The organism is Bradyrhizobium sp. USDA 4486, assembly GCF_054057995.1.
Genome location: NZ_JBSRZV010000001.1, coordinates 7,589,588 through 7,613,714 on the forward strand (window position 1 = coordinate 7,589,588; position 24,127 = coordinate 7,613,714).

At 63.0% G+C, this 24,127-nt stretch carries 22 protein-coding genes, 1 tRNA gene and 1 pseudogene; 15 read left to right on the plus strand and 9 right to left on the minus strand.

From position 1 onward, the window contains the following. Nucleotides 1-44: 44 nt before the first annotated feature. The gene (locus tag ACVWY3_RS35905) at nt 45-848 is read right to left on the minus strand and encodes an N-formylglutamate amidohydrolase (protein WP_456842671.1); all 804 of its coding nucleotides are present in this window, start codon (nt 846-848) and stop codon (nt 45-47) included. A gap of 201 nt (nt 849-1,049) precedes the next feature. Here ACVWY3_RS35905 and ACVWY3_RS35910 point away from each other — a divergent pair, with 201 nt between their 5' ends. Next, nucleotides 1,050-1,448, plus strand: coding sequence for a gamma-glutamylcyclotransferase family protein (locus ACVWY3_RS35910; RefSeq protein WP_456842672.1), 399 nt, complete (start codon nt 1,050-1,052; stop codon nt 1,446-1,448). A 42-nt stretch (nt 1,449-1,490) separates the two neighbouring features. On the opposite strand, the gene ACVWY3_RS35915 is transcribed toward ACVWY3_RS35910, so the two are convergent. After that, entirely contained in the window at nt 1,491-2,054 is a 564-nt protein-coding gene (locus ACVWY3_RS35915; RefSeq protein WP_456842673.1) for a chlorite dismutase family protein, read from the minus strand. A gap of 258 nt (nt 2,055-2,312) precedes the next feature. Between ACVWY3_RS35915 and dnaG the strand changes: the two genes are divergently transcribed. Both dnaG and rpoD read left to right on the plus strand, forming a co-directional pair. Continuing rightward, nucleotides 2,313-4,325 carry a DNA primase gene (gene dnaG / locus ACVWY3_RS35920; protein ID WP_456842674.1) on the plus strand — a complete coding sequence of 671 codons (2,013 nt, stop codon included), beginning with the start codon at nt 2,313-2,315 and terminating at the stop codon, nt 4,323-4,325. Between the two features lie 376 nt (nt 4,326-4,701). Further along, a pseudogene (gene rpoD, locus ACVWY3_RS35925) lies at nt 4,702-6,841 on the plus strand (RNA polymerase sigma factor RpoD). 248 nt (nt 6,842-7,089) lie between these two features. On the opposite strand, the gene ACVWY3_RS35930 reads toward rpoD, so the two are convergent. Both ACVWY3_RS35930 and ACVWY3_RS35935 read right to left on the minus strand, forming a co-directional pair. Continuing rightward, entirely contained in the window at nt 7,090-7,434 is a 345-nt protein-coding gene (locus ACVWY3_RS35930; RefSeq protein WP_456842675.1) for a hypothetical protein, read from the minus strand. 212 nt (nt 7,435-7,646) lie between these two features. Next, a complete protein-coding gene (locus ACVWY3_RS35935) occupies nt 7,647-7,883 on the minus strand; it encodes a hypothetical protein (protein WP_456842676.1) in 237 nt (78 codons plus the stop codon). Between the two features lie 791 nt (nt 7,884-8,674). On the opposite strand from ACVWY3_RS35935, the gene ACVWY3_RS35940 reads away from it, so the two are divergent. From ACVWY3_RS35940 to ACVWY3_RS35960, 5 genes are all read left to right on the plus strand, one after another. Continuing rightward, nucleotides 8,675-9,481 carry a lytic murein transglycosylase gene (locus ACVWY3_RS35940; RefSeq protein WP_456842677.1) on the plus strand — a complete coding sequence of 269 codons (807 nt, stop codon included), beginning with the start codon at nt 8,675-8,677 and terminating at the stop codon, nt 9,479-9,481. Nucleotides 9,482-9,730: 249 nt separating this feature from the next. Continuing rightward, a complete protein-coding gene (locus ACVWY3_RS35945) occupies nt 9,731-10,105 on the plus strand; it encodes a response regulator (RefSeq protein ID WP_456843537.1) in 375 nt (124 codons plus the stop codon). Nucleotides 10,106-10,171: 66 nt separating this feature from the next. Beyond that, entirely contained in the window at nt 10,172-10,783 is a 612-nt protein-coding gene (locus tag ACVWY3_RS35950; protein ID WP_456842678.1) for a LysE family translocator, read from the plus strand. Nucleotides 10,784-11,432: 649 nt separating this feature from the next. Continuing rightward, entirely contained in the window at nt 11,433-12,644 is a 1,212-nt protein-coding gene (locus tag ACVWY3_RS35955; protein ID WP_456842679.1) for a GGDEF domain-containing protein, read from the plus strand. Nucleotides 12,645-12,678: 34 nt separating this feature from the next. Then, the gene (locus ACVWY3_RS35960) at nt 12,679-13,302 is read left to right on the plus strand and encodes a peptidoglycan recognition protein family protein (RefSeq protein ID WP_456842680.1); all 624 of its coding nucleotides are present in this window, start codon (nt 12,679-12,681) and stop codon (nt 13,300-13,302) included. A 117-nt stretch (nt 13,303-13,419) separates the two neighbouring features. Here ACVWY3_RS35960 and ACVWY3_RS35965 read toward each other — a convergent pair whose 3' ends face one another. From ACVWY3_RS35965 to ACVWY3_RS35975, 3 genes are all read right to left on the minus strand, one after another. Next, entirely contained in the window at nt 13,420-13,761 is a 342-nt protein-coding gene (locus ACVWY3_RS35965; protein ID WP_456842681.1) for a hypothetical protein, read from the minus strand. 209 nt (nt 13,762-13,970) lie between these two features. Continuing rightward, nucleotides 13,971-14,870 (minus strand): RNA polymerase sigma factor RpoH, encoded by a 900-nt coding sequence (gene rpoH / locus ACVWY3_RS35970; RefSeq protein WP_456842682.1) that lies wholly within the window; start codon nt 14,868-14,870, stop codon nt 13,971-13,973. 216 nt (nt 14,871-15,086) lie between these two features. Next, a complete protein-coding gene (locus tag ACVWY3_RS35975) occupies nt 15,087-16,094 on the minus strand; it encodes an RluA family pseudouridine synthase (RefSeq protein WP_456842683.1) in 1,008 nt (335 codons plus the stop codon). Here ACVWY3_RS35975 and ACVWY3_RS35980 point away from each other — a divergent pair. From ACVWY3_RS35980 to ACVWY3_RS36005, 6 genes are all read left to right on the plus strand, one after another. Further along, complete coding sequence (locus ACVWY3_RS35980) at nt 16,093-16,437, plus strand: hypothetical protein (RefSeq protein WP_456842684.1); 345 nt, start codon at nt 16,093-16,095, stop codon at nt 16,435-16,437. The two genes, ACVWY3_RS35975 and ACVWY3_RS35980, sit on opposite strands and share 2 nt — an antisense overlap. A gap of 57 nt (nt 16,438-16,494) precedes the next feature. Further along, nucleotides 16,495-16,569: transfer RNA gene (locus ACVWY3_RS35985), tRNA-Glu, on the plus strand. Between the two features lie 275 nt (nt 16,570-16,844). Then, nucleotides 16,845-17,102 carry an alpha/beta fold hydrolase gene (locus ACVWY3_RS35990; protein WP_456842685.1) on the plus strand — a complete coding sequence of 86 codons (258 nt, stop codon included), beginning with the start codon at nt 16,845-16,847 and terminating at the stop codon, nt 17,100-17,102. A gap of 48 nt (nt 17,103-17,150) precedes the next feature. Beyond that, entirely contained in the window at nt 17,151-17,756 is a 606-nt protein-coding gene (locus ACVWY3_RS35995; protein WP_456843538.1) for a PAS domain-containing protein, read from the plus strand. A 135-nt stretch (nt 17,757-17,891) separates the two neighbouring features. Continuing rightward, a complete protein-coding gene (locus ACVWY3_RS36000; protein ID WP_456842686.1) occupies nt 17,892-18,290 on the plus strand; it encodes a GAF domain-containing protein in 399 nt (132 codons plus the stop codon). A gap of 122 nt (nt 18,291-18,412) precedes the next feature. Continuing rightward, the gene (locus ACVWY3_RS36005) at nt 18,413-20,404 is read left to right on the plus strand and encodes an autotransporter outer membrane beta-barrel domain-containing protein (protein WP_456842687.1); all 1,992 of its coding nucleotides are present in this window, start codon (nt 18,413-18,415) and stop codon (nt 20,402-20,404) included. Between the two features lie 43 nt (nt 20,405-20,447). On the opposite strand, the gene ACVWY3_RS36010 is transcribed toward ACVWY3_RS36005, so the two are convergent. Beyond that, complete coding sequence (locus tag ACVWY3_RS36010; protein ID WP_456842688.1) at nt 20,448-21,479, minus strand: helix-turn-helix transcriptional regulator; 1,032 nt, start codon at nt 21,477-21,479, stop codon at nt 20,448-20,450. A 461-nt stretch (nt 21,480-21,940) separates the two neighbouring features. Next, complete coding sequence (locus tag ACVWY3_RS36015) at nt 21,941-22,915, minus strand: LysR substrate-binding domain-containing protein (RefSeq protein WP_456842689.1); 975 nt, start codon at nt 22,913-22,915, stop codon at nt 21,941-21,943. Nucleotides 22,916-23,033: 118 nt separating this feature from the next. Here ACVWY3_RS36015 and ACVWY3_RS36020 point away from each other — a divergent pair, with 118 nt between their 5' ends. Next, a complete protein-coding gene (locus ACVWY3_RS36020; RefSeq protein ID WP_456842690.1) occupies nt 23,034-24,110 on the plus strand; it encodes a 4-oxalomesaconate tautomerase in 1,077 nt (358 codons plus the stop codon). Nucleotides 24,111-24,127 lie beyond the last annotated feature (17 nt).

The window sequence follows — 24,127 nt, forward strand, 5'->3', positions numbered from 1 at the left end:
TTTGTCGCGAGGGAAAACCGCTCCGGCCTTTTCCGGATCATGCTTCAGGCCCGCTGCTCGGCCCGCAACTCCACCTCGATCTCGGCAAAGATCCTTCCCAGCCGCTCGGCCCATTGCTGCTGGCCGGATTGATCGGCGATCAGATCCTGGCGGATCTCGATGCCGGTGTTGACGAGGCCGCGGGCCTCGCCGTGGACGGGGATGGTGTAGTCGCTGAGATCGCTCACCGCATAAGGCTCGTTGTCGCCGACGACGAGATCGCCCTCGCTGCGCAGATGTTTCAGCAGCAGCTGCGGCAGCACGGTGTCGCGGTTGTAGAGCGCGCCGATATGCCAGGGCCGCGCGACGCCGGCATAGACCGGCGTGAAGCTGTGCAGCGACACCAGCACGGTCGGCCGCTTGTGATGCAGGCGGCGCTCGATCGCAGCATTGATGCGATGATGATAGGGCTCGAAGATCTCGCGCCGCCGTGCCGTGCGCTCGCTCTCGGAGATGCCCTCGTTGCGCGGAATTCTGGTGGCTTCCGAGATCACGGGGATCGAGCTTGCAACGGCGGGCGAGCGGTTGCAGTCGATCACGAGCCGTGAATAGCGCTGCGCGATCAGATGCGCATCGAGCACTTTTGCCAGCCGCTCGGCGACGCCGGCAATGCCGATGTCCCAGGCGATGTGCCTCGTCAGCTCGCTCTCGGCGAGGCCGAGGTCGCCGAGCGCGCGCGGCAGCACCCGTCCGTAATGATCCGAGGTGAGCAGGAACGGCGATGCGCTTGCTACATTCACCTCATGCACTGGTGGAATATCCTCCTCGCCAAGGAGTTGATCGGCCGTGTCGACTGCGTCCAGCGTCATTCCTGATTGCCTACCGAAAATGCAATTGCCCCCTCGAAATCAGGCAGGAATCGCCTGTTCGAAATTGATCCGGCTTGCCGGACGATGCCGCCAGCGGCGATTCATCTCAAGAGCGAATATCGCGCGCTCCGCCCTTGACTGGGGCGACATTTGTGACGCGCGATGCTGTCGCTTCGCGCGATTGGCGGTTATAGACACGCCATGACCTCCGATCGTCTCTTCGTCTACGGCACCCTGATGCGCGGCTTCGACCATCCGATGGCGCGGCTGCTTGCGGGCCACGCGGATTTCCTGGGTGAAGCGACCTGCCGCGGCCGGCTCGTCCTGGTGAAGCATTATCCGGGCCTGCTGCTGTCGGATGCGGCCTCCGACATCGTTCATGGCGAGCTGTTTCACCTGCGCGTGCCGGACGAGCTGCTGGCCGAGCTCGACATGTACGAGGCTTGCGGCGAAGGCTTTCCGGAGCCCACGGAATATCTGCGCCGGTTGATCGACGTGACGGACGCGGATGGCGTCACTAGGAAGGCCTGGACCTATATCTACAACTGGCCCGTCAACGACCTGCCGCGCATCGCATCCGGGCGCTTTCTCGAACACTGATTGCTCGTCGGAAAACTGCGGCGCACTTTTGCGGATCATGCTCTACGCCGACAGCACTTCCTTCACCACGCGCACGTCGACCTCGTGCTCGACGTAAGTCCATTCCTCGGTCTGCCTGAGCATCCCCACCAGCTCATCGAACAGCGAGGTGTCCGCGGGCGCGAATTCGAACCAGGTCAGGAAATCGAAGGGGCCGCCGAGGTCGCGGCAATGATAGAGCTGGCGCGCGATGGCGGGCAGGAAGCGAAGGCTGCTGGCGATGTGGTGCGACTTGTCCTCGAAGATCTTGCGGCGCTCTTCCTGCGTCAGCTCCCACCAGGCGTCCGATTTGCGGATCGGGATCAGCGCGGCGCTGGTTGCCTCCGGACGGCCGAGCCCGGCCTGCACGGCCACGAGCTGCTCCTTCTCGGCCCGCTCGGTATAGCGCAAGCTAGAGGGCACACCGACCAGCCGCCACGCATTGCGCGAGGGCACCAGCGGCAACGAGACGGCCTCGCTGTCGGTGACCGACACCGCCGGCACGAAGGGCAGGGGCTCGCCTGTCACCGGTGAAATCGAGGTGACGCGCCAGCCCCCGCTGTGACCGCCTCGAAAGGTCCTGAACATGCAGCTATGGAAGCGTGGAACCGGGCGCGGTTCAAGCCTTGCCACCGCGATTCCGGGATATTGGTCCCGTCATCCTGAGGTACTCCCACGGCATAGCCATGTGAGCCTCGAAGGCGGCAGGGAGCCCAGGAATGACGGAACGCCCTGTGAATAGGTCGAATAAGCCGGATAACCCGCCTAAACCTGACTTCTGGCCAGCCCGCACCTATATCCCTGATCCTTCGCCCGACTCATCCCGGTTTGCGCTAAACCCACGCCATGCGCTTCACGCCTCAATTTCTCGACGAGCTTCGTGCCCGGCTTTCGGTCTCCGAGGTCGTGGGCAAGCGCGTCAAGCTGAAGAAGGCGGGACGGGAGTGGAAGGGGCTGTCGCCGTTCCAGCAGGAGAAGACGCCGTCCTTCTACGTCAACGACCAGAAGGGCTTTTACCACGACTTCTCCTCCGGCAAGCATGGCGACATCATCAGCTTCGTGATGGAGACCGACGGACTGCCGTTCGCGGAAGCCGTCGAGCGCCTCGCGGGCATGGCGGGCCTGCCGCTGCCGGCGGTGACGCCGGATGCGGCGCGGTTCGAGCAGCGGCGCAAGTCGCTGCATGACGTCATGGATCTCGCCGCCCAGTTTTTCGCGGAGACGCTGGCCTCGCGGGTCGGTGCCAAGGCGCGCGGCTATCTCGCCGACCGCGCGATCTCGCCGGCGACGCAATTGCAGTTTCGCCTCGGCTATGCGCCGCCGGATCGCTTCGCGCTGAAGGAGCATCTCGGCAAGCTTGGCATCTCCGTCGACGACATGGTCGAGACCGGGCTGCTGGTCGCCGGCAACGACATTCCCGTTCCTTACGACCGCTTCCGCGATCGCGTGATGTTTCCGATCACCGACTTGCGCGGCCGCGTCATCGCCTTCGGCGGGCGCGCGCTGGAGAAGGACGTTCCGGCAAAATACCTGAATTCGCCGGAGACGCCGCTCTTTCACAAGGGTGACAATCTCTACAACCACCAGACCGCGCGCAAAGCCACGCATGACGGCGGCGCGCTGATCGTGGTCGAAGGCTATGTCGACGTCATCGCCATGGTCACCGCGGGCTTTGCCGGCACTGTGGCGCCGCTCGGCACCGCGCTGACCGAGAGCCAGCTCGCGCTGCTCTGGAAGATGGCGAACGAGCCGATCCTCTGCTTCGACGGCGACCGCGCCGGGCAGAAGGCGGCTTATCGTGCTGCGGACCTTGCCTTGCCGTTCCTCGCCCCCGGCAAGAGCCTGCGTATTGCGCTGCTGCCGGAAGGGCAGGATCCCGACGATCTCGTCCGCTCCGGTGGGCGCGGCGCGATCGAGGAGGTGATCTCAGCTGCGCGTCCGCTCGCCGACATGATCTGGTCGCGCGAGCTCGAAGGCGGCAATTTTGCCACCCCCGAGCGCCGCGCTGCGCTGGAGGCGCGCATCAAGGAGCTCACGAACGGCATTCGCGACGAGGTGGTGCGGCGCTATTATCGCGACGATTTCGTCGAGCGGCTTCAGCGCACGTTTGCTCCGGAGGGCGGGCGCGGCTTTGGCGGCCGGGGCAATTTCCGCCCCGGCGGCGGCCGCCCGTTCCAGCCGCGGGGCGCGGCCGGTGCGAATCGATTCGGCGGCCAGGGATTCGGCGGCCAAGGGCGCCGCGGCGCGCCCGGTCCGACCCTGCTGCCCTCCGGCCCCTATCAGGCGGCGAGCCCGCAGCTGGCGGCCAGCCCGATCATGAAGGGGCAACGCAGCGCCATCTCCCGCCGGGAGGCCCTGATCCTGCAATGCCTGATCAACCACCCCTGGCTGCTGCTGCATGAGCACCTCGAGGAGGTGGCCGCCCTGGAGCTGGCCCATCCCGAGGCCCACAAGCTCAGGGCCGGCATCATCGCCGCCTTCGCCAACGACCATCACCACTCCCCGGACCCCGAGGAGCAGGCCGAGAAGATGCGCGGCGACCTCGAAAAGAGCGGTTTTTCGCAGGTTCTTCAAAGGGTTGAGAATGCCATCACCACCGCCGCGGTGTTTGGCGCCCGCGAGGGAGCGGCGCGGGATGATGTTCTTGCCACCTGGCATCAGCTCGTTGCCTTGCATCGGCAATACCATTCACTACTTAGAGAGCTGAAAGACGCCGAGCTGGCCTTGGGGGAGGACCCCAGCGAGGCCAATTTGGCGTGGCTGCGTGATGTGAAGGCTCGGCTGGCCGAGGTCGACGGTACCGAGGCCCTGATCGAGGGCTTTGGTGAGCTGTCGGGCCGGTTCCAGAAGAGCGTGTGATGAAAGAATCATGCGGACGGCCGGGGCCGCGACCGCTAAAAGACTCGCCAAATCCAAGGTTTGGCGGCAAAAACAGGGTTAATCGAGGCTTAACGGTCTTGTAGCACTTTGGCCCAGAAGCGGCCGCAGGCAGAACAGACGCGTCAGGAATGAATCCGCGCAATCGCTGTTGGCACTACACCTGCATCCGCTGCGACAAAGAGGCTCACGAAGCGTTAGGCAAATCCGGCGAGAGAGAGTTGGGGGTGGCGAGAGAGACGTGCGCCGCCCTTTCCGTGTCGAGAGCTGCCGAAGCGAGAGCGTCGAGCAACAGGTTCAAGTGAATTCACGCGGGGCGCGGCGATCGTCTCGCATGAAGCGCGTTTAGGAGCAATGGATGGCCACCAAGGCAAAGACGCTGCAGGCGAAGGACAAGGAAAAAGACGACAAGGCAGCGGATGCTCCGGAGAAGGATTCCCAGGACGCGCCCTCGCCGTTGCTCGATCTGTCCGACGCGGCCGTGAAGAAGATGATCAAGCAGGCCAAGAAGCGCGGCTTCGTGACCTTCGATCAGCTCAATGAAGTTTTGCCCTCCGACCAGACCTCGCCCGAGCAGATCGAGGACATCATGTCCATGCTCTCGGACATGGGCATCAACGTCACCGAAGCCGACGACACCGACGGCGAGGAAGAGAAGGACGAGGCCGACGACGAGACCGATAACGAGCTCGTCGAGGTCACCCAGAAGGCTGTCACCGAGGTCAAGAAGAGCGAGCCGGGCGAGCGCACCGACGATCCCGTGCGCATGTATCTGCGCGAGATGGGCACGGTCGAGCTGCTCTCCCGCGAAGGCGAAATCGCGATCGCGAAGCGCATCGAGGCCGGCCGCGAGGCGATGATCGCGGGCCTGTGCGAAAGCCCGCTGACCTTCCAGGCCATCATCATCTGGCGCGACGAGCTCAACGAGGGCAAGATCTTCCTCCGCGACATCATCGATCTCGAAGCGACCTATGCCGGCCCCGACGCCAAGGGCGGCATGAACACCGCGATGATCGGCGCCCCGGCAACCGAGAACGGCGAAGCCCCGGCTGAAGGCGGTGAGGCTGTCGCCGCCGCCGCTGCGCCCGCGCATGTCGCCCCGCCCGCAGCGCCGCCGTCGCCGACCCCGTTCCGCGCCGCGCCTGCCGCCGGCGACGAAGCCGGCGAGGAGAAGGGACCCGGGCGAGGTCGCGGCCGAAGCCGACATGGACGACGACGAGTTCGAGAACCAGATGTCACTTGCCGCCATCGAGGCCGAGCTCAAGCCGAAGGTCGTCGAGATCTTCGACAAGATCGCCGACAGCTACAAGAAGCTGCGCAAGCTTCAGGAGCAGGACATCCAGAACCAGCTCCAGAACGAGTCGCTCTCGCCGCATCAGGAGCGCAAGTACAAGAAGCTGAAGGACGAGATCATCGTCGAGGTGAAGTCGCTGCGCCTCAACCAGGCCCGCATCGACAGTCTCGTCGAGCAGCTCTACGACATCAACAAGCGCCTCGTCTCGTACGAGGGCCGTCTGATGCGCCTTGCCGACAGCCACGGCGTCGCGCGCGACGACTTCCTGCGCAACTACACCGGCTCGGAGCTCGATCCGCGCTGGCTCAACCGCGTCTCGAAGCTGTCGGCCAAGGGCTGGAAGAATTTCGTCCACCACGAGAAGGACCGCATCAAGGACCTCCGTCACGAGGTGCATCAGCTCGCCGCGCTGACCGGCCTCGAGATCGTCGAGTTCCGCAAGATCGTGCACTCCGTGCAGAAGGGCGAGCGCGAGGCACGCCAGGCCAAGAAGGAGATGGTGGAAGCCAACCTCCGTCTCGTGATCTCGATCGCGAAGAAGTACACCAACCGCGGCCTGCAGTTCCTCGACCTGATCCAGGAAGGCAACATCGGCCTGATGAAGGCGGTCGACAAGTTCGAGTACCGCCGCGGCTACAAGTTCTCGACCTACGCCACGTGGTGGATCCGGCAGGCGATCACCCGCTCGATCGCCGACCAGGCCCGCACCATCCGCATCCCCGTGCACATGATCGAGACGATCAACAAGATCGTGCGCACGTCCCGCCAGATGCTCAACGAGATCGGCCGCGAGCCGACCCCGGAAGAGCTCGCCGAGAAGCTCGGCATGCCCTTGGAGAAGGTCCGCAAGGTCCTCAAGATCGCCAAGGAGCCGCTCTCGCTGGAGACGCCGGTCGGTGACGAAGAGGATTCACATCTCGGCGATTTCATCGAGGACAAGAACGCGATCCTGCCGATCGACGCCGCGATCCAGTCCAACCTGCGCGAGACCACCACGCGCGTGCTCGCCTCGCTCACCCCGCGCGAAGAGCGCGTGCTCCGCATGCGCTTCGGCATCGGCATGAACACCGATCACACGCTGGAAGAAGTCGGCCAGCAGTTCTCGGTGACGCGCGAGCGCATCCGCCAGATCGAAGCAAAAGCGCTGCGCAAGCTGAAGCATCCGTCGCGGTCGCGGAAGCTGCGGAGCTTCTTGGATAACTGATACGAATTTCAATCAGAACGAAAACGGCGGGCCAACAGCCCGCCGTTTTTCTTTGACTCGGCTCTCACCCCGTCATTGCGAGGAGCACTTGCGACGAAGCAATCCAGGCTGCGGCTTGTAATCACCAGGCGATTGCCCGACCCCTGTCCGCTCCTATTCCAACAGCAACAAAAGAGCGGACGGTGCCCGACTTCCGAGATGCGCCAGAAGCGGTCATCTAAGATGCTACGGTAGCGGCCTTTGGGCATTTAGTTCGCAGCAATGCTTGTGAATTTTCCCTGTGCCCTCGCACGACGAAAACCCAAAAACTGAGCTACCACCGCCGGCACAAAGAACAGCGTCGCCATGAATGCAAGCGCGAAGCCTTCGTCTGTATTGACATGAGGCAGGAATGGCAGCCGAACAAATACGGCCACCACCGCCAGAATGACTATCAGCAGCTTCGAGAATACCAAGCAGTACAGTACACTGAAGAAAGTGTTCGGGCTATTTGCGGCAATCCAACTTCCGAGCCAACGGCCAGGGAGCAGGAGGATAGCGAACGTGCCGACCCACGTGGCCGCAATGATTGTCAGGAGATCGATCCCACTCATGTTCAGCCCATGACCCAGTTGTATCCGGCAGAAGATCAGTATTTGCTAAGGGACGATTAGCCGGATCGCTAAAACAAGTGCGGCGGCGTAGCTGTGGGTCAAAATGCGAAGAACTCAGGTTGAGCAAATACGGTCTGCTCTGCCGCCCATCTCCGCCGACGCATTTCTGGATTGCTTCGCTGCGCTCGCAACGACGTGGATGGAGCCGAAGCCTACTTCTTCTTCGCCCCGACCCGCTCGATCCGCTTGATCTCAAGCGCCGGCCGTCCCGATTTCTCCGCGATCTCGCGGTCCTGCTCCATGATGAAGGCGCGCGCGGGTTCGTCGCCGTCGAGGCCGCCGAGCAGCTCGGCGGGGACGCGGCGGTTCGAGCGCTGGGAGCCGTCTTCGTAGACGACGTTGAAAAAGGCGAATTCGCCTTTGGGATTGGTACCGGGTTTTTTGGCCATGGCGGCTTGTCGTCGATCAGTGCGCCGCAGTCAAATGACTTCGCGACTTGTCAAACGCGAAAGTGAGCGGCTGCCGCTCTGGCCGCCAATCGGCGACATCTGTTCGTGAGATTGAAGCGCCCGGCGCTTCGCAAGGTTCGATGCGCGCCCTCAATAAACGGCGGGCCGCGAAAGCCCGCCGTTTATTTTTGGTCTTCAGCGCCGCCCGGGGCTGGCAGGGCGACAACCTAAAATAGAATAATATCCCTTGCGCTCTGTGATGGCAAGGCAAATCGTCGCGGCGATGGTGTCGCAGCGGGCGCATCAGATATTCAGCTGATGGCATCGCGAGTTCCCGCAATTCGAAAAGCAGATGCTTGAATCATCGAAGTACTTTGTTCATCTTGCCGCGCTCTCGCAAGGCAGCGAGAACGCGCGCGAGGGCTGGGATTGAGCTGCGCGAAGCCCCCGACCATGCGCAGCGGGATGCAACATCGGCATTCATGTGTCGTCGGGGATGATGGTGGATCGCACGAGGCTCTCAAGGTGCGGCGCGGGCAGGCGTCAAGCTCCGGAGTCTGCGATGCTGACACAATATCCCTGTTTTGCCCGACGGGTCAACCGAAATTCGGAATAGGCGTAAGCGATCCTCGCCGTGCTCCTACTGTGCATGGGGTTGTTTTGCGATTTTTGTTTTGCCGCCGTCGGGCGCGGGCATCCGATATGATCTGATCCAGCTCGCTTTGACGCGAATCCCGTTCCCGGGCATGATCGCCATCTGTTTCGCACCCGCCTCATGAGGAAGCTTTCGCATGTTGAGATCGCTTTTCGCCGCCGCCGTCATCGTCTCGCTGGCCGGTGGCTCGGCGGAGGCTGCGCGCTGCGGCGGCGACTTCAACAGCTTCATCGCCAGCATGGCTGCGGAGGCGCAAGCCGCCGGCGTCTCGGCGAGCGTGACCAGCGCGGCGTTCAGCGGCATCACCCAGGACGGCGCCGTCCTCGCCTTCGACCGGCGCCAGCGCTACACTTTCAATAAGAGCTTCGAGCAATATGTTTCGACCCGCGTCGGCGCCGGCCGCATCAATGGCGGCCGCGCGCTGCTGCAGCGCCATGCCGCGCTGCTCTCGCGCATCGAGCAGCAGTTCGGCGTGCCCCGCCAGATCCTGGTCGCGATCTGGGGCCTCGAGAGCGATTTCGGCAAGGGCGATATGGGCAAGCTGCCGGTGATCCGCACGCTGGCGACGCTCGCGCATGACTGCCGCCGCACCGATCTGTTCCAGGGCGAGCTGCTCGCCGCGCTCAAGATCGTGCAGCGCGGCGACCTGCCGCTGCGCGATCTCATCGGCGCCTATGCCGGCGAAATCGGCCAGACCCAGTTCCTGCCGTCGTCCTACATCAAATACGGCGTCGACTTCGACGGCGACGGCCATGTCGATCTCCGCCACAGCGTCCCCGACGTGCTCGCCTCGACCGCGAACCTGCTGCACTCGAGCGGCTTCAAGATGGGCCAGCCGTATGGCGAGGGCAGTGCCAATTTCGAGGCGATGCGCGAGTGGAACAGGGCAGTGGTCTACCGCAAGACGATCGGCTATTTCGCGGACCGGCTGATGGGGCAGTGAGCTTCACCCGAACCTGGAAGGGTGATGGCTATCGCATATGAAAACGGCGTAACTTTTGGGGCTGCCGTTTCCACATCGTCATGGCCGGGCCCGGGCATGACGAGTTTGTGGAACGTCGGCTGCTCGCGCCATATTCCCCGTCAAGCCCTGACGATGGAACCGTGCCTTACATTTTTTTGAAAACGAAACCGAACCGTAGCCTCCCCGAGTTTTTAACATACGTTATGAGGCCAAGCATTGGAGCCGCTGATGGGACAAGCACAGCCATTTCGCGCGACAGCGCTCATTGTTGAAGACGACGTCATGCAGCGGGAGATGCTCTGTGTCCTGCTGGAAGAAAGCGGCTACCAAGTAATCCAGTGCGACAGCGCCGAGGCCGCCGAGCGCATCCTGGACAAGAACGCAGGCGCGCTTTGTTTGATGATGACCGACGTGCAGCTCGCCGGCCGCATGAACGGGGTCGAGCTCGCGCACGTCGCCAAGGATCGCAACCCCCGGCTCGACGTCGTCGTCACCTCCGGCCGTCCCCTGAAGCAGCCCTTGCCTGACGGCGCGAAATTCTGGGCCAAGCCCTGGGCGCCGCTGGACGTGCTGCGCGAGGCAGAGCTCGCGCAGCTGGCTTGACGGCCCGATTGTTCAGGGAGCGAGGTCCGGCTTTCTCGCCGTGAGGCGGACTGCTAAGCTCCGCCCATGACCTGGTCCTTCCTGCTCACTTCACTGATCGTCGTCGCCTCGCCCGGCACCGGCGTGCTCTACACGCTGGCGGCGGCGCTGACGCGCGGCTCGCGTGCCAGCGTGGCGGCCGCGTTCGGCTGCACGCTCGGGATCGTGCCGCACATGATGGCGGCGATGCTCGGGCTTGCCGCCGTGCTGCACACCAGCGCGCTCGCCTTCGCCGCGCTGAAATGGTGCGGCGTGCTCTATCTGCTGTGGATGTCCTGGCAGGCGCTGCGCGAGACCGGGGCGCTCGCGCTTGAGAGCAGGATCAAGGAGCGATCGGCCGGCCGCGTCATCGTCACCGGCTTCCTGATCAACATCCTCAATCCAAAACTGTCGATCTTCTTCCTCGCCTTCCTGCCGCAGTTCATCGCCGCGGACGAGGCGCATGTCCTGACGCGGATGCTGGAATTGAGCGGCGCCTTCATGGCGATGACCTTTGCCGTGTTCGTCGTCTACGGCCTTTGCGCCGCCTCGGTGCGCGAGCGTGTGATCTCCCGTCCCGCCGTGATGACCTGGCTGCGCCGCAGTTTTGCCGCGGGGTTTGCGATGCTCGGCGCCAAGCTGGCGTTCGCGGAGCGGTAGCCTCTTCTTCACCTAGCCCCGTAAGAACGGGGAGAGGAGAGGGAGTGAGAGACCGAGCGTGTCGCGATAACTCACCAACAAAAAAGCGGGCCTCTCGCCCGCCACCTCAAACCAGCCTGACTCGATACCCGGGCGGAGCGAGGCTCCACCCGGGCAAAGAAAAAGAAGCCTCGTTACTTCTTCTTCGCCTTCTTGGCCTTCTTCGCCTTCTTCTTCGCCGCCTTCTTCGCTTTCTTAGCCATAGTATCCTCTCAAAGGGTTCATGGTTAAACGCGACACGAGGGATGCTCGGCGGAGGGCCAGCCTCGCAATATCCTCGATGACAAACTCAGCAGATTCGCGAGCCTCTGCCCCGCGCTGTCACATCGGTGTCATCGCGTTATCCACAGCTCAGATGCATTTCCGGATGATTTTTGGTCGCGAATTCGCCTCACGCGTCAACACGGCGCATCGGCGGCGACAGGCTTAACGATCCGACAACGGCCGCGTGACGTTCATGAATCCAAAACCAAAGGCGCGTTTTCGCAGGTCGCAGTGAGACTCCATTAAGCGCAACCGTCGCATTGTCTTCCGCAAGAAAACGGGGATGGGTCATGGACGGACGGCTGCCGGGAACGGGGGGCGGGACGCTGCGCGTGCTGTACGAGCCATGCTGAACGTACCGACATTGTGGACGGTCTTCATCGTCAACTTCCTGGCGCTCGGCGTGATCTGGGCGTACGTGACGCGCTCCTATCCGAGTTTCGCGGCTGCGCGGTTCTGGATGGCATCGGCCTTCGTCGGTGCGGCCGGCGCGATGGTCGCCCTGATTGGCCTCTCGGCCATGTCTCCTGTCCCGCTTCTGATTGCAGGCGCCGGCATCATCGCGGCGAGCTGCTTCGCCGCAATGGGCATCCAACGCTTCTATGATCGGCCAGTCTCCTGGCGGTTCATGGTCGCGACGTCGGCCCTGAGCCTCAGCACAGTCGCTTTCTTCAAGTTCGGCTTCGATCACATGCCGCTGCGGATGCTCTGCTACACACTCGGGCAGTCCTTGCCGCTGTTGTGCTCGCTGCATTTGTTGCTGTCTCCGCCGGAAGGGCGAGTTAGTCCGGGAGCCCGGCTGTCCGGCATCGTCATCATCGCCCTGGTCGCGACGTTCAGCACGCGCGTCGTAGGCAACCTGCTCGACTATGATTTCTCGGCCGTGGCTGGCGGTCAGAACCATGCCGTCATGGTGCTGGTGCTGCTGTTCCTCTCGATGACGCTCAATTTCGGCTTCCTCCTGATGGCGATGGACCGCCTGCGCGGCGAGGTTGCCGACCTCGCGCTGCTCGACGATCTCACCGGCGTTGCCAACCGGCGGCACCTGTTGCAGCGCCTGTCCGAGGAATGCGCCCGCTCGGAGCGCAGCGGCGAGCCGTTCTCGCTGCTGGTGATCGACCTCGACGGCTTCAAGACCATCAACGACACCCATGGCCATGCCGCCGGCGATGCCTGCCTGCGGCACTTCACGCTGATGGCGCAGACGCGCCTGCGGCCCGGCGACATGCTCGCCCGCACCGGCGGTGACGAGTTCTGCGTCGTGCTGCCGTCCTCCTCCTTGCGCGAGGGCGCGGCGATCGCCCGCCGCGTGCTCGACGTGTGCCGGCAGGATGCCGCGAGCTGCACCGGCGCCGACATCCCGATCGCGATTTCGATCGGCGTTGCCGAGTGGGACCACAGCGTCGGTCAATTCCCTGATAGGCTGATCGCGCATGCCGACCACGCGCTCTATGCCGCCAAGAAGAACGGCAAGAACAATTTCGCGGTTTACGATCCGGCCCCGCCGCTCGCGCCGGGGGCGATCGGGCCGGTCGAGAGCAAGCGCACATTCGCGTAAAGCCTGCTACGATTTAGGTCCACATTGGACCCGCATGATGATCTCCCGCCTGCTCGCGGCTATTCTCGCCGCGCTCCTGATCTCTCCCGCTGTCGCCGCCGACGCCGAGCTCGCAAAGCTCGCGCGCGCCTCAGGCGCGCCCGACATTCCCGGCCTGAAGATCGTCTGGCTGGCGCCGTGGGGCGACGTCGCCAAGGCTCATGCCTGGCGCAACATCATCGTGCACCAGACCGAGGGGCCATCAGGCTCGGCGCGTGGCGGCGCGGCGGAGCAGGCGAAGAACCCGACGCGCCGCGGCGTCACGGTGTGGGTCGAGACCGACGGCACGGTGTATTGGGCGGTCGCAGAAGACCTGGTGCCGACCCATGGCGACGGCGCCAACCGCAACGACAACAAGTACATCGACAACCGATCGACCTACCGCCAGGTGGTGCGCGACAACTCGATCGGCGTCGAGTTCGCCGGCAACTATCCCGATGTTGCGAGCGGACCGACGGAGGCGCAGGTCGCGGCCTGGAGGATCCTCGTCAAGGTGCTGCGCGCGCGCTACGACATCCCGCTCGAACACGTCTATGCCCACAACTGGATCGACTACAAGGACGCGCGCTATTGCGAAGGCTGCTGGCTCGCGACGCTGGCGCGGGTGTGGGGGGAGTAGCGTTGGCGGTCATTGCGGGGCGCGACGAAGGCGCGAGCCCGAAATCCATTCATCCACTCACGCTGCGGTTCGACGAATTCCGGGCTCGCGCCGCGCGCGCTTCGGATTAACGAGCAGCTACACCGGCGCCGCAATCCAGCCGAACAGGCGCCGGATCAATCCAGGCCGCCGCGGCACCTCCGGGGGGCCGTCCGCCGCCAGCACGCGTTTGAAGAAGTAGTCCAGAAAGACCATGTCGTTCGGCTCGGTGACGGTGAACTTCTCGTCGCCGAAGAACACGCTGTAGTCATAGAAGAACGGCCCGACGAGCGGCACCGTCGCAGTCGAGGCATAATCCTTGGAGATCACGAACGCCGCGGGATCGAGCCCTTGCTCGCGCATCGCTTGCTCGACCAGCGGCAGCTTGCGCATGAACTGGGCGGAGAAGCCGCCAACGGTGGACTGCAGGATGATCGACATGGTGTCCGTCCATGGATGCTGTCGGTCATTTTGGGTCGGTGGACCGGCCGCGCGGGTTCAAGGCAGGCTCGCACGTCTTGTCGAGGTGGGTGTCTCCCTCTCCCGCACGGGGGGAGAGGCGAAGAAACTTCACTCCCAACAAAAAAGCCGGCGTCACCGCCGGCTTTCTGTCTTTCGATCCGCCAATTTGTGGCGCCGGTCGCGCCGCTTTACAGCGCGGCTTCCAGCGCAGCCTGTTCCTGCCTCGCGATGGTGCCCTTGACCGCGGACTGCACCTTCTCGAAGGCGCGGACTTCGATCTGGCGGACGCGCTCGCGCGACACGCCGAACTCGGCGGCAAGATCTTCCAGCGTCATCGGCTCATCGGCGAGGCGACGGGCCTCGAAGATGCGGCGTTCGCGCGGGTTGAGCACGCCCATGGCGCCGTTGAGGGCGTCACGGCGGTGATCATACTCCTCGTGCTCCGCCATCATGGCTTCCTGGTTGGGCGTATTGTCGACCAGCCAGTCCTGCCATTCGCCGGCTTCGCCGTCATCACGGATCGGAGCGTTGAGCGACGCATCGCCACCGAGGCGGCGGTTCATGTCGATCACGTCCTGGTCCGTCACGCCGAGGCGCTTGGCAATGGTCGCGACCTGGTCGGGGCGGAGATCGCCTTCGTCCAGCGCGTTGATCTTGCTCTTCGCCTTGCGCAGGTTGAAGAAGAGCTTCTTCTGGTTCGCGGTGGTGCCCATCTTCACGAGCGACCAGGAACGCAGGATGTACTCTTGAATCGACGCCTTGATCCACCACATCGCGTAGGTGGCGAGACGGAACCCCTTCTCGGGTTCGAAACGCTTCACCGCCTGCATCAGGCCGACATTGCCTTCCGAGACGACCTCGGAGATCGGCAAGCCGTAGCCGCGATAGCCCATGGCGATCTTGGCGACGAGCCGGAGATGGCTGGTGACGAGTTGGTGCGCCGCGTCGCGATCGTCATGCTCGCGCCAACGCTTGGCGAGCATGTATTCCTGCTGGGGTTCCAGCATCGGGAACTTGCGGATCTCGGCGAGGTAGCGAGAAAGGCCGGATTCTCCATTGAGGACCGGCAAAGCAACGGTACGGGCCATAGTGCGCCCTCCAAAGGTTCAGGCCCCCGATAGCGGCGGGCCAGGCAGACGACCGCTGTGTCAAAGCCGGCCGGGCTGCGATGTTCCGCGTTGGTCATTTCAACGCAGGGGCACTATACCCCATGGGGGGTCGAAAAGGGAAGGATTGCTGACGTCACGTCCCCGTGTGGCAGCTATAACTTTTTGTAAGGTAACGCTTTTCTGAAACTGCCTGCGTCATAGCGCCGCTTTCAGCGCGCCTCGAAGGAGAAGCAAATCCTTCGGCAGCGGCGCCTCCCAGTGGAGTAATTCTCCCGTCCGCGGGTGCTGCAATACCAGCAAATAGGCATGCAATGCCTGGCGTCCAAGCGCCGCCAAGGCGGCCTGCGACTCAGGGCCGAGCTGGTTGGCCTTGGTCTTGAAATGGGGGCCATAGACGGCATCCCCCATCAGGGGATGGCCGATATAGGCGAGGTGGACGCGGATCTGGTGGGTGCGTCCGGTCTCGAGCTCGCAGGCGAGCAGGGCGGCGACGCCCTTGCCGTCGCGCCCGGCAAAGCTCTCGATGATCTCCCAATGCGTCACGGCCTCGCGGCCGCCCTGGCGCACCGCCATCTTCTCGCGCGCATGCGGATGGCGGTCGATCGGCGCGTCCACCGTGCCGCGATGACGTCCGGGCAGCCCCCAGGCGAAGGCCATATAGCCGCGCCGCATCTCGCCCGTGCGGCCGTGATCGGCGAACTGCGCCGACAGCGAGGCATGCGCCATGTCGTTCTTGGCGATCACCATCAGCCCCGTCGTGTCCTTGTCGAGCCGGTGGACGATGCCGGGCCGGCGCACCCCCCCGATGCCCGACAGCGAAGCGCCGCAATGGGCGATCAGCGCATTCACCAGCGTGCCGGTCTCGTGGCCGGCTGCGGGGTGCACCACGAGGCCCTTGGGCTTGTTGATGACGATGATGTCGTCGTCCTCGAACACGATATCCAGCGCGATCTCCTCGCCCTTCGGCTCGGCGGGCGCCGCTTCCGGCACGTCGATTGTGATCGTATCGCCGGATGCGACGTGATAAGCGGGGTCCCGGATGGCGGCGGCCTTAAGGCTCACCGCGCCCGCCAGGATCAGGGTTTTGAGCCTCGATCGCGACAGCTCGGGCAGGCGCGCCGCCAGCACGCGGTCGAGCCGGGCCGAGCCCTCGGAGCCTTCGACCACGACCTCCAACCTTTGCGCAGAGCCAAGACTTTCCATGACGACGACTGATACCGCTGTTCCCGAACCGACCCCCGAGCAGGCCGCGCTGTTCGCGCGGGTGCGGCGGATGATGCTGATCGCGGGGTTGACCACGGCGCTGGCGATCTGCGCCGTCTTGATCGCGGTGGGCTACCGCCTTTTCAAGTCGGAGGGAAGGGCGGCGGAAGCCGCCGGCGATGTCACCGCCACCCTACCCAAGGGCGCCAAAATCGTAGCCACCGCCGTTGCCGGCGACCGGCTGGTGGTCACGCTCGATATCGGCGGGGTCATCGAGATCCGCACCTTCGACGCCCACACCTTGAAGCCGGCCGGAAAGCTGAAATTTGCCAATGAACCGTAAAAGGGCGGTTCGGGTCCTTGCGGCGGACAGATTTCGAGGCTATTGGCTAGCCCTCACGCTCCCTTCGTCTAGCGGTTAGGACGCGGCCCTCTCAAGGCTGAAACAGGGGTTCGATTCCCCTAGGGAGCGCCAGCAAATAACTTCAATAACTTAGCCGGACGAATAGCGCGCCTAGCGGCGTTCTATAGCGGCATCTCAGTTATAGCTGGCGTTCGGTGATCGACAGCGAGGGCTTACGCCCCTTAGTGCGGCAACAACTAGCGTTTGGCCCGGCTCGGGTCGAAATGAAGCACTAAGGCTGGTGTCACTTGAACCCCGCTCTCGTGGAACGAGAGAAGGTCGGATCTTCTCGGAACACAGCCCACTCACTGCGCGTGCCGGAGCGCGAGCGGCCTAGCAGTCAAACGTTGTCAACCGCACCTCAGATTCTTCTACAAATCATCTCGGCAACGATTTTTTCTTTTGAGCAACACGCGGACGACGTCGTGCCGCTGATCAACAGGTTGGATCTTGGACAGGTGCATCTGCTCGGCCATTCAAGGGGAGGCGGGGTTGTCGTCACCGTGGCCAAAACCCATCCGGAGGTCATCAAGACAATGATCCTTGCTGACGCGGTTGGATTTGAGGCGATGCCTTTCGATGGCGTAAGAGCCGGGTTTAGCTAAGATCGAAATTAAGGGGGATCTCAGAGGCACGGGTCGACAATGACGACTATGCAACCGAACTTCCGGTCCCCGAAAGCTTTGTTGGCCGGCGCACAAGACGCGTGGCATCGGTTATTCGAGCATTGCCCTATACCCGTACTTCTGCTCACGCCGGATCTGAAGATTGTCAATGGCAACGACGCATATCTCGGCGGCGTCTCTCGCTCGAGAGATACGCTTGCCGGTTTGGATATGTTCGAGGCCTTCCCTGACAATCCGCACCTGACGCGTGCCGACGGCGTTGCCAATCTGGCCGCGTCGTTTGGCAAAGTCCTTCACGAAAGGCGCGGGCAGGTGATGCCTCTGCAAAGATATGATATCCAGCCTGAAGGACGCCCTTGGCAAGTCCGCTATTGGCACCCTAAGAACTGGCCAGTCCTCGATGACAATGGCGCGATCGTCGCGGTGGTCCATCATGTGACCGACGCAACGACCGCTGTTCTGGCCAGAAAGGCTGAGAGAGCCGGTCCGCCTCCTTCTTCGTCTGAGGCGCTCTTGCAGTCGGCTGACAAGGCGATTTTCGAGGCGCGCGAGATTGTAAGGGAAACTTGCGAGGCAATCTTGGTATCTCGCGCGTTGATCGAGGAGAGTTTGCCTCCTCAGGGCTCCGGCTAAAGGTGAAAGCGTCCAACTGATGCCAATTGGGTTGCGGAAGGCTCCCATCATGCATGACGTTTCGGAACTGCCGCTCCTGGCCAAGAGCTGGGGAACGTTCAACTGATTGACTGGAAGGTGGGCCACCTGGAGATCATGGCTCAGCAGGGCTTTACCCAAGAGTTTCTCGACTGCTTTCGTCGTGTAACGATCCGCGATGGCTGTGCCTGCGGTCGTGCGCTGTTTAATCGGCAGCCGGTCGTTCTCAATGACATCACGATCGACCCGCGATTTCTGCCTTTTCGGGGAATCGCCGAACGGGCTGGGTTCAAGGCCGTCCAATCGACCCCGCTTATGACCTCCTCTGGCGCCCTCGTCGGGGTACTTTCGACGCACGGCCAACACACCCCAAGTGAGGAACAACTGGGTCTGATCAGAAGCTTAGCCATGCGAACGGCTAACGGCATACTCCGTTGGCGCGCTGCGAAATCCGCTTTTCTCGAGTTGGATGGCTTTGCCTCCCGTCAGCGGCTGCTCGCGGGACTTGGATCATAGCGACCTCGCTCACCGCGATGAGGAGAATTCTTTGCTTGGATTAACCCAATTGGGTCATGCCCGATCAGAGCCGAAACATTATGAGCGGCAAGGTATCGGGGTGCATACTTTTGGGGTCCGAAATGATGTTGCGCGGCCTGGGGGCGCTGAGTCTGGGATTGATCATCGCCGGTTCCGCATCGGCACAGACCTTCAATCAGCTGGTTGGATTTGGCGATAGTTCGCTCGACAGCGGATACTTTCGGTATACGAGCTCGGGCTGGTCGAATGAAGCCCGATTTGTAACGGCCCGCGCCAATGGCGGGTCGATTACGCCGTCCGCCGGACTCATGAACACTGATTTCCTGGCCGCCTCCTTCGGGCTGACGCTGGCGCCGAGTGATGCACCAGGCGGAGGAACGAATTTTGCGGTCTCCGGCGCGAAGAACAATTCGCCCAACATCGGAGGAGGTACCAGCCCTTCCACCGTGCAGCAGATTGGCAATTATCTTGCGGCGACGGGCGGGCAGGCCAATCCGGACGCTCTCTACATCATCCGCTCCGGTGGTAATGACCGCACCGCCTTCGTCAACGCTTACAAGGCCACCCACGGCGGCGCCTCACCGCCGGCCGGCTTGTTCAACGTGGCCGTGCAGCCCAGCCTGGCCGCTCTGGAGGCATCGATCGGGCAACTGAGCGCAGCCGGTGCGCGCTACATCATTTTGCCGACCTACTTCACGACCAATTCTGATTTCGTGGCTTATCACCAGCAGCTTTGGGGAGACCTCTCGGCCGGCGGCGTCAAATTCATTCCCGCAGATTCAGGCGCGCTTCGACAGTTCGTCGTTGCGAACCCGGCGGCGTTCGGCCTTACATCGGTTTTGCCAACAGCAAGCGGCGGCGTTTCTGCTTGCAACACGCCGATTGGCGCCCCGGCCGCGCAAGGCTATGGCCTCATTTGCGTTCCCTCGACGACGCCGGCCGGTGCCGGACTAAACGGCACGGCGTATCTCAACTCGCAGAATTCCTTGCTGACGAGTTTGTTCTCGGATGACCAGCATCTTTCACCGACCGGATATAAAATCGAAGCGGACTATTTCTATGGCCTGATCGTCGCGCCAAGCCAGATATCGTACCTGGCCGAGGCGCCGGTGAAAACGCGAACCGCAGTGGTCAACGCGATCACCAACCAGATCCCGCTGTCCTTCAGCACCCCTGGCGCGTTCCACGGCTGGGTCAGCGGCGACGTCTCCTGGCTGAAGATGACGAACAGCTCTCCAGGTTTTCCGGACGATCCAGGAACGCCGGTGGCGGCGACGGCCGGATTTGACTACGCGGTCACGCGCGACTGGCTGGTCGGCGCGGCATTCTCCGGCGGCACCACCAAGCAGAGCTTCAGCCTTGGCGGCGATTACCGGCAGACCGAATACGCGATCAGCCTCTACAGCGCGTATCGCAAGGATGCGTTCTGGCTGAACGGCATTGCGACTTGGGGCGCATTGAGCGACGGGATCAATCGCGTGGTCCCGCTCGGCATCACGACGCAGTCCAACAGAGGAAGCACCAATGGTACCAACATCTCGGTTGCGGCCGAGACGGGTTATCACTTCCGGACCGCTGTCGGAGCCCTTCCCGATGGAGCTGGCAGGGCTCTTAAGGCACCGGCGGCCGCGCCGATCTATCTCACGCACGGGCCCATCGTCGGAATCATCGCCCAGCAGGTGCACATCGACGCGTTTGCGGAAACCAATGCGAGTGGCGCTCCGACCAACCTGGCGTTCGGAAGCCAGCTTCGCAATTCCGCGGTGAGCGAGCTTGGCTATCAGGCGAGCTTGAACCTCGGTATCTGGGAGCCTTACGCCAGGGCGGTGTGGAATCACGAACTCGCCGGCAGCGGCAGGCTCGTTACGGCGTCACTGCTCAGCATCACGGCCCCGAGCTATTCGCTGCCGGCAGTGTTGCTCGGAAAGGACTGGGGCTCGGGTACGGTTGGCACGCGCGTCAAGTTCGCGCCCAATACGACCGCCTTCGCGGCGCTCTACTCTCAATTCGGCCAGAACAATGTCGCCACTTATGGCGCGCAGTTCGGACTGAACGTTGCGTTCGAATCCTCCGCAGTTCGTCCCAAGTACTGAGAAAGCACTGAGATTGGCACGCGTGCTGATGCGATCGTTTTGCTCATGCCAGCTGCGATACCAGGCTGACCAATTCAGCCTGGCGGTGCGTACCCGTCTTGGAGAACGCTGATTTCAGCTGATTACGTGCTGTCTCTCGCGCAATCCCTAGCTGTTGTGCCGCTTCGTCCAGAGACCTGCCGCTCGCCAACAGCGATACCAGCCGGGATTCAGCCGAGGTGAGATCGAACGCCTGCGAAATCAACGCGGGCTCGGGCGTGCGTGGAGTCAGGTTGGACAAGACAAGCAGCGACCGCGCTCCGAGAAAGACGCTGCGGGCCGCACCATCGACGGGCAACATGCGGATGACGACCGGTGGCTTTTCAGCGCGACGGACCACCACAGGGGCGGCGGGCAGCGCGGCGGTATCGGGCGTCGATCGGATCATGTCGACAAGTTGATCAAGCTCGGCGGCCGCCTTCTTGTCACGTACGACCAGTTGTCGATCTCTAATCCGGATTTCCTCGTCAAATCCGGCATCGGCCGCAGCGTTCGTGCTCAGCACCATGCCCTGCCGGTCGATAACCAGTGCAGGCTGGCGGATCCTGCTCAGCACGTCCGTCATGGAGGTGAGGGCGACCCGGCCTACCGCGGTCGAAAGGGTGGCCGTCTCCGTCAAACGCGGCGCAAGCCGTGCAAGCAAGCGCTTCTCCCGCGCCTCGAACGGACCCTCGTGCCCGGTCCGCTGGATGGCCAACGCCCATGCGGCGGACCCGGCCCAAAAGCCAACACCCGCGAACCATTGCAACCCGAACGGATAAAGCACCTCGTTGTACATGGGGTCGGAGCGAATCTGCTCCGGTGTCAGGATATCGTGGTCGGTGACGATCTCGCCGGACATCATGCGCGGAAATCCAGCGGCTCGCGGGTCAGTCAGGTGCCAACCTTCCTTGAAGTAGAACTGGGTGCCCTCATCCATCGATTGCGTCCGCGGGACGTCCGGCGTCCGAACGTCGCTCTGGAGAAGGACGGCCGCCGATGCGCCGACCGCCCTGCAGATGTCGTCCATGATGGCGGGCCAAGCGGCAGGATCCACCGCAGCCTCCCCAAATCGATCGATGACTTTCGACAATTGATCGTTATCAATTCCATTCGTCCCCAAGAGCGGGCCCCTTTCCGCTTATTCCCGTGGCGTCCGTTTCCTCCAACGGCTGCACAGGCGTTCGTTCTCCGACACGGCAAGCCCCCAGACACAAGAGCCTGCGTGCCGGCCCGGCTCATCCCCTGCTCCAACAGGTGGGCCGGCAACCTGGAACTCTCTCGCGACAGCACAGCGAATTGCAAGCGATCTCAGGAGATTCTTGCGAGAAAAATCTGGAAAGAGCCAGTTCGCAACGTTTTTTGTACATTGCAAACGCCGGCTCGTCAGCGGCCAGGCCAATTGTACGATGCGCCCCGCTTGAGGAGCGCGTCCTATTGGTTTGTCAATTCGCACAGGATCACGTGAGGCCTCGCAAACCTGAGCGGCGAAGTGGAGCCGAGCCCCGCTGCGGGTACTCAGCGCTTCCGCTTCGGGCTCTTCGACCTGGCGCTCGAACTTGCTTCTCCATGCGTCGCGGCCTGCCTTGTCCGCGTCGGTGAAGGAGAGCGCCATGCCTCCAGAAGCATGTTGAGGAACTGGCTCGCATGAGGCGACAGTGTCGCTCCGTGCCGGCGCACGATTCCAATCGTCCGCGATACCTCCGGCTCGACCAGCCGGATGGTGCGGATGATCGGATGGCCGGCCGCCGGCGTCGCCAGCTTCGGTAGCACGGCGACACCAAGTCCGGCTTCAACGAGACCAAGCGAGCCGGAGAGATGTGCGACCTCGTAGGCCCAGTTCAGCTGCAGGCCGTGTCGCACCAATGCATTGTCGATCAGCGCGCGATTGCCGCTGTTGCGGCCGACAGTGATGATGCGGTGCGAGACCAATTCCGGCCAACTCACCTCCTTGCGAGACGCCAGTGGATGATCGTGACGGCATGCAAGGACGAAAGGGTCTTCAACCAGTTTCTGGAATTCAATTTCGGCATGCGAGGCGCCGATGAAATTGATGCCGAAATCGGCTTCTCCGCGCGCCACCGCCTCCAGCCCTTCATTGGCGCCGATATCCAGAATCCGGATGCGAATGCGCGGATACGCCGCGGCGAACCGGCCGATCGCGCGCGGCAGGAAGTAGAAAACCGCGGTCGGCACGGCGGCGACCGAAACCAGACCCGAACTGCGCGCTCCGAGGTCATGGATGCCGAGCACCGAGGTCTCGAACTCGTCGATGAGGCGGCGCACCTTGGGCAGGAAGTCGCGGCCGACCATGGTCAGATTGACGTGGCGCGTTGACCGTTCGAGCAATGGCGCACCAAGGCTTTCTTCCAATTTCTGGATGCGCCGGCTGAGTGCCGGTTGCGACAGGTTCAAGGCCTTCGCAGTGCGGACGAAGCTGCCCAACTCAGCGATGGTGACGAACGCTCTGAGATCGAGCAATTCAGCATTCATGGCGAATTCCTTCTATTTCGATATCCGCAATAATAGATCAAATCTTTGCATTTCACAAAATTAAGGGGGTGAGGGATGGTCTGGCGCAAGTGAGAAATGTCGCGGCGAGGAAGGCCCCATGAACGATCAGATCGCTATTCCCTGCGTGGTCATGCGCGGTGGCACCTCGCGCGGCCCGTTCTTTTTGGCCAGCGATCTGCCGGCCGATCCCAGGCTGCGCGACGCTCTGCTGTTGTCGGTCATGGGAGGTGGGCACGATCTCGGAATCGACGGTATCGGCGGCGGTAACGCCGTCACCAACAAGGTAGCGATCGTCGGGCCGCCGTCGGTGCCAGGGGCCGATGTGGACTATCTGTTCGCCCAGGTGCGCATCCGCGAAGGAATCGTCGATACCTCGCCCAATTGCGGGAACATGCTGGCGGCGGTAGGGCCCTTCGCGATTGAAGCCGGTTTGGTTGCCGCCACCGGTGATCGCACTCATGTGCGCATCCACAACGTCAACACCGCCAAGCTGATCGAGGCCACGGTCGCGACCCCCGGGGGCCGGGTGACCTACGAGGGCGAGGCACAGATCGACGGCGTACCAGGCAGAGCTGCGCCCATCGAGCTGTCGTTCCCCAACGCTGCCGGTGCACGCACCGGCCGCTTGCTGCCGACCGGACGCCCGATCGACGTGATCGATGGGATCGATGTAACCTGCGTCGATGCCGCCATGCCCGTCATGCTGATCCGCGCCGCGGACCTCGGATGGACCGGCTGCGAAGCCCCTTCCACATTTGTCGACCCCGGCTTTCGCGCACGACTGGAAGGTTTGCGCATCGAAGCCGGACGTCGCATGGGCTTCGCCGATCCAGGGTCGATGGTGATTCCGAAGCCGATCATGATCGCGCCGGCCATGAACGCCACCCTGAACACCCGCTACTTCATGCCGCACGACTGCCATAGCGCGCTGGCCGTGACCGGGGCCGTCGCTGTCGCGACCGCTTGCGTAACATCGGGCACGCTCGCCGCCGAGATGGTGGGCCGGTTGGATCTTCCGGCATCGGTGACACTCGCCCATCCTTCCGGCCATCTCGTGGTCCGGTTGGAGTCAGGTCCGGTTGCCCGGGTGCAGCGCACAGCCCGGCGAATCTTCGAAGGCATGGTGTTCGCACGGCGGTCGCATGTGCCTCGGGAGGCCGTTCTCGCGGCGTGAATTTCGTCCGGGGCGAC

Excerpts from the sequence above, each read along its gene's own strand:
- ACVWY3_RS35935 (WP_456842676.1), bottom strand. The coding sequence starts at position 7,883 with ATGGCCAAAAAACCCGGTACCAATCCCAAAGGCGAATTCGCCTTTTTC.
- rpoH (WP_456842682.1), bottom strand. The coding sequence starts at position 14,870 with ATGGCCCGTACCGTTGCTTTGCCGGTCCTCAATGGAGAATCCGGCCTT.
- ACVWY3_RS36015 (WP_456842689.1), bottom strand. The coding sequence starts at position 22,915 with ATGAATGCTGAATTGCTCGATCTCAGAGCGTTCGTCACCATCGCTGAG.
- ACVWY3_RS36020 (WP_456842690.1), top strand. The coding sequence starts at position 23,034 with ATGAACGATCAGATCGCTATTCCCTGCGTGGTCATGCGCGGTGGCACC.
- ACVWY3_RS35980 (WP_456842684.1), top strand. The coding sequence starts at position 16,093 with ATGACGACGACTGATACCGCTGTTCCCGAACCGACCCCCGAGCAGGCC.
- ACVWY3_RS35905 (WP_456842671.1), bottom strand. The coding sequence starts at position 848 with ATGACGCTGGACGCAGTCGACACGGCCGATCAACTCCTTGGCGAGGAG.
- ACVWY3_RS35945 (WP_456843537.1), top strand. The coding sequence starts at position 9,731 with ATGGGACAAGCACAGCCATTTCGCGCGACAGCGCTCATTGTTGAAGAC.
- dnaG (WP_456842674.1), top strand. The coding sequence starts at position 2,313 with ATGCGCTTCACGCCTCAATTTCTCGACGAGCTTCGTGCCCGGCTTTCG.
- ACVWY3_RS35950 (WP_456842678.1), top strand. The coding sequence starts at position 10,172 with ATGACCTGGTCCTTCCTGCTCACTTCACTGATCGTCGTCGCCTCGCCC.
- ACVWY3_RS36005 (WP_456842687.1), top strand. The coding sequence starts at position 18,413 with ATGATGTTGCGCGGCCTGGGGGCGCTGAGTCTGGGATTGATCATCGCC.
- ACVWY3_RS35955 (WP_456842679.1), top strand. The coding sequence starts at position 11,433 with ATGCTGAACGTACCGACATTGTGGACGGTCTTCATCGTCAACTTCCTG.
- ACVWY3_RS35975 (WP_456842683.1), bottom strand. The coding sequence starts at position 16,094 with ATGGAAAGTCTTGGCTCTGCGCAAAGGTTGGAGGTCGTGGTCGAAGGC.
- ACVWY3_RS35930 (WP_456842675.1), bottom strand. The coding sequence starts at position 7,434 with ATGAGTGGGATCGATCTCCTGACAATCATTGCGGCCACGTGGGTCGGC.
- ACVWY3_RS35910 (WP_456842672.1), top strand. The coding sequence starts at position 1,050 with ATGACCTCCGATCGTCTCTTCGTCTACGGCACCCTGATGCGCGGCTTC.
- ACVWY3_RS35915 (WP_456842673.1), bottom strand. The coding sequence starts at position 2,054 with ATGTTCAGGACCTTTCGAGGCGGTCACAGCGGGGGCTGGCGCGTCACC.
- ACVWY3_RS35940 (WP_456842677.1), top strand. The coding sequence starts at position 8,675 with ATGTTGAGATCGCTTTTCGCCGCCGCCGTCATCGTCTCGCTGGCCGGT.
- ACVWY3_RS35965 (WP_456842681.1), bottom strand. The coding sequence starts at position 13,761 with ATGTCGATCATCCTGCAGTCCACCGTTGGCGGCTTCTCCGCCCAGTTC.
- ACVWY3_RS35995 (WP_456843538.1), top strand. The coding sequence starts at position 17,151 with ATGCAACCGAACTTCCGGTCCCCGAAAGCTTTGTTGGCCGGCGCACAA.
- ACVWY3_RS35960 (WP_456842680.1), top strand. The coding sequence starts at position 12,679 with ATGATGATCTCCCGCCTGCTCGCGGCTATTCTCGCCGCGCTCCTGATC.
- ACVWY3_RS36000 (WP_456842686.1), top strand. The coding sequence starts at position 17,892 with ATGGCTCAGCAGGGCTTTACCCAAGAGTTTCTCGACTGCTTTCGTCGT.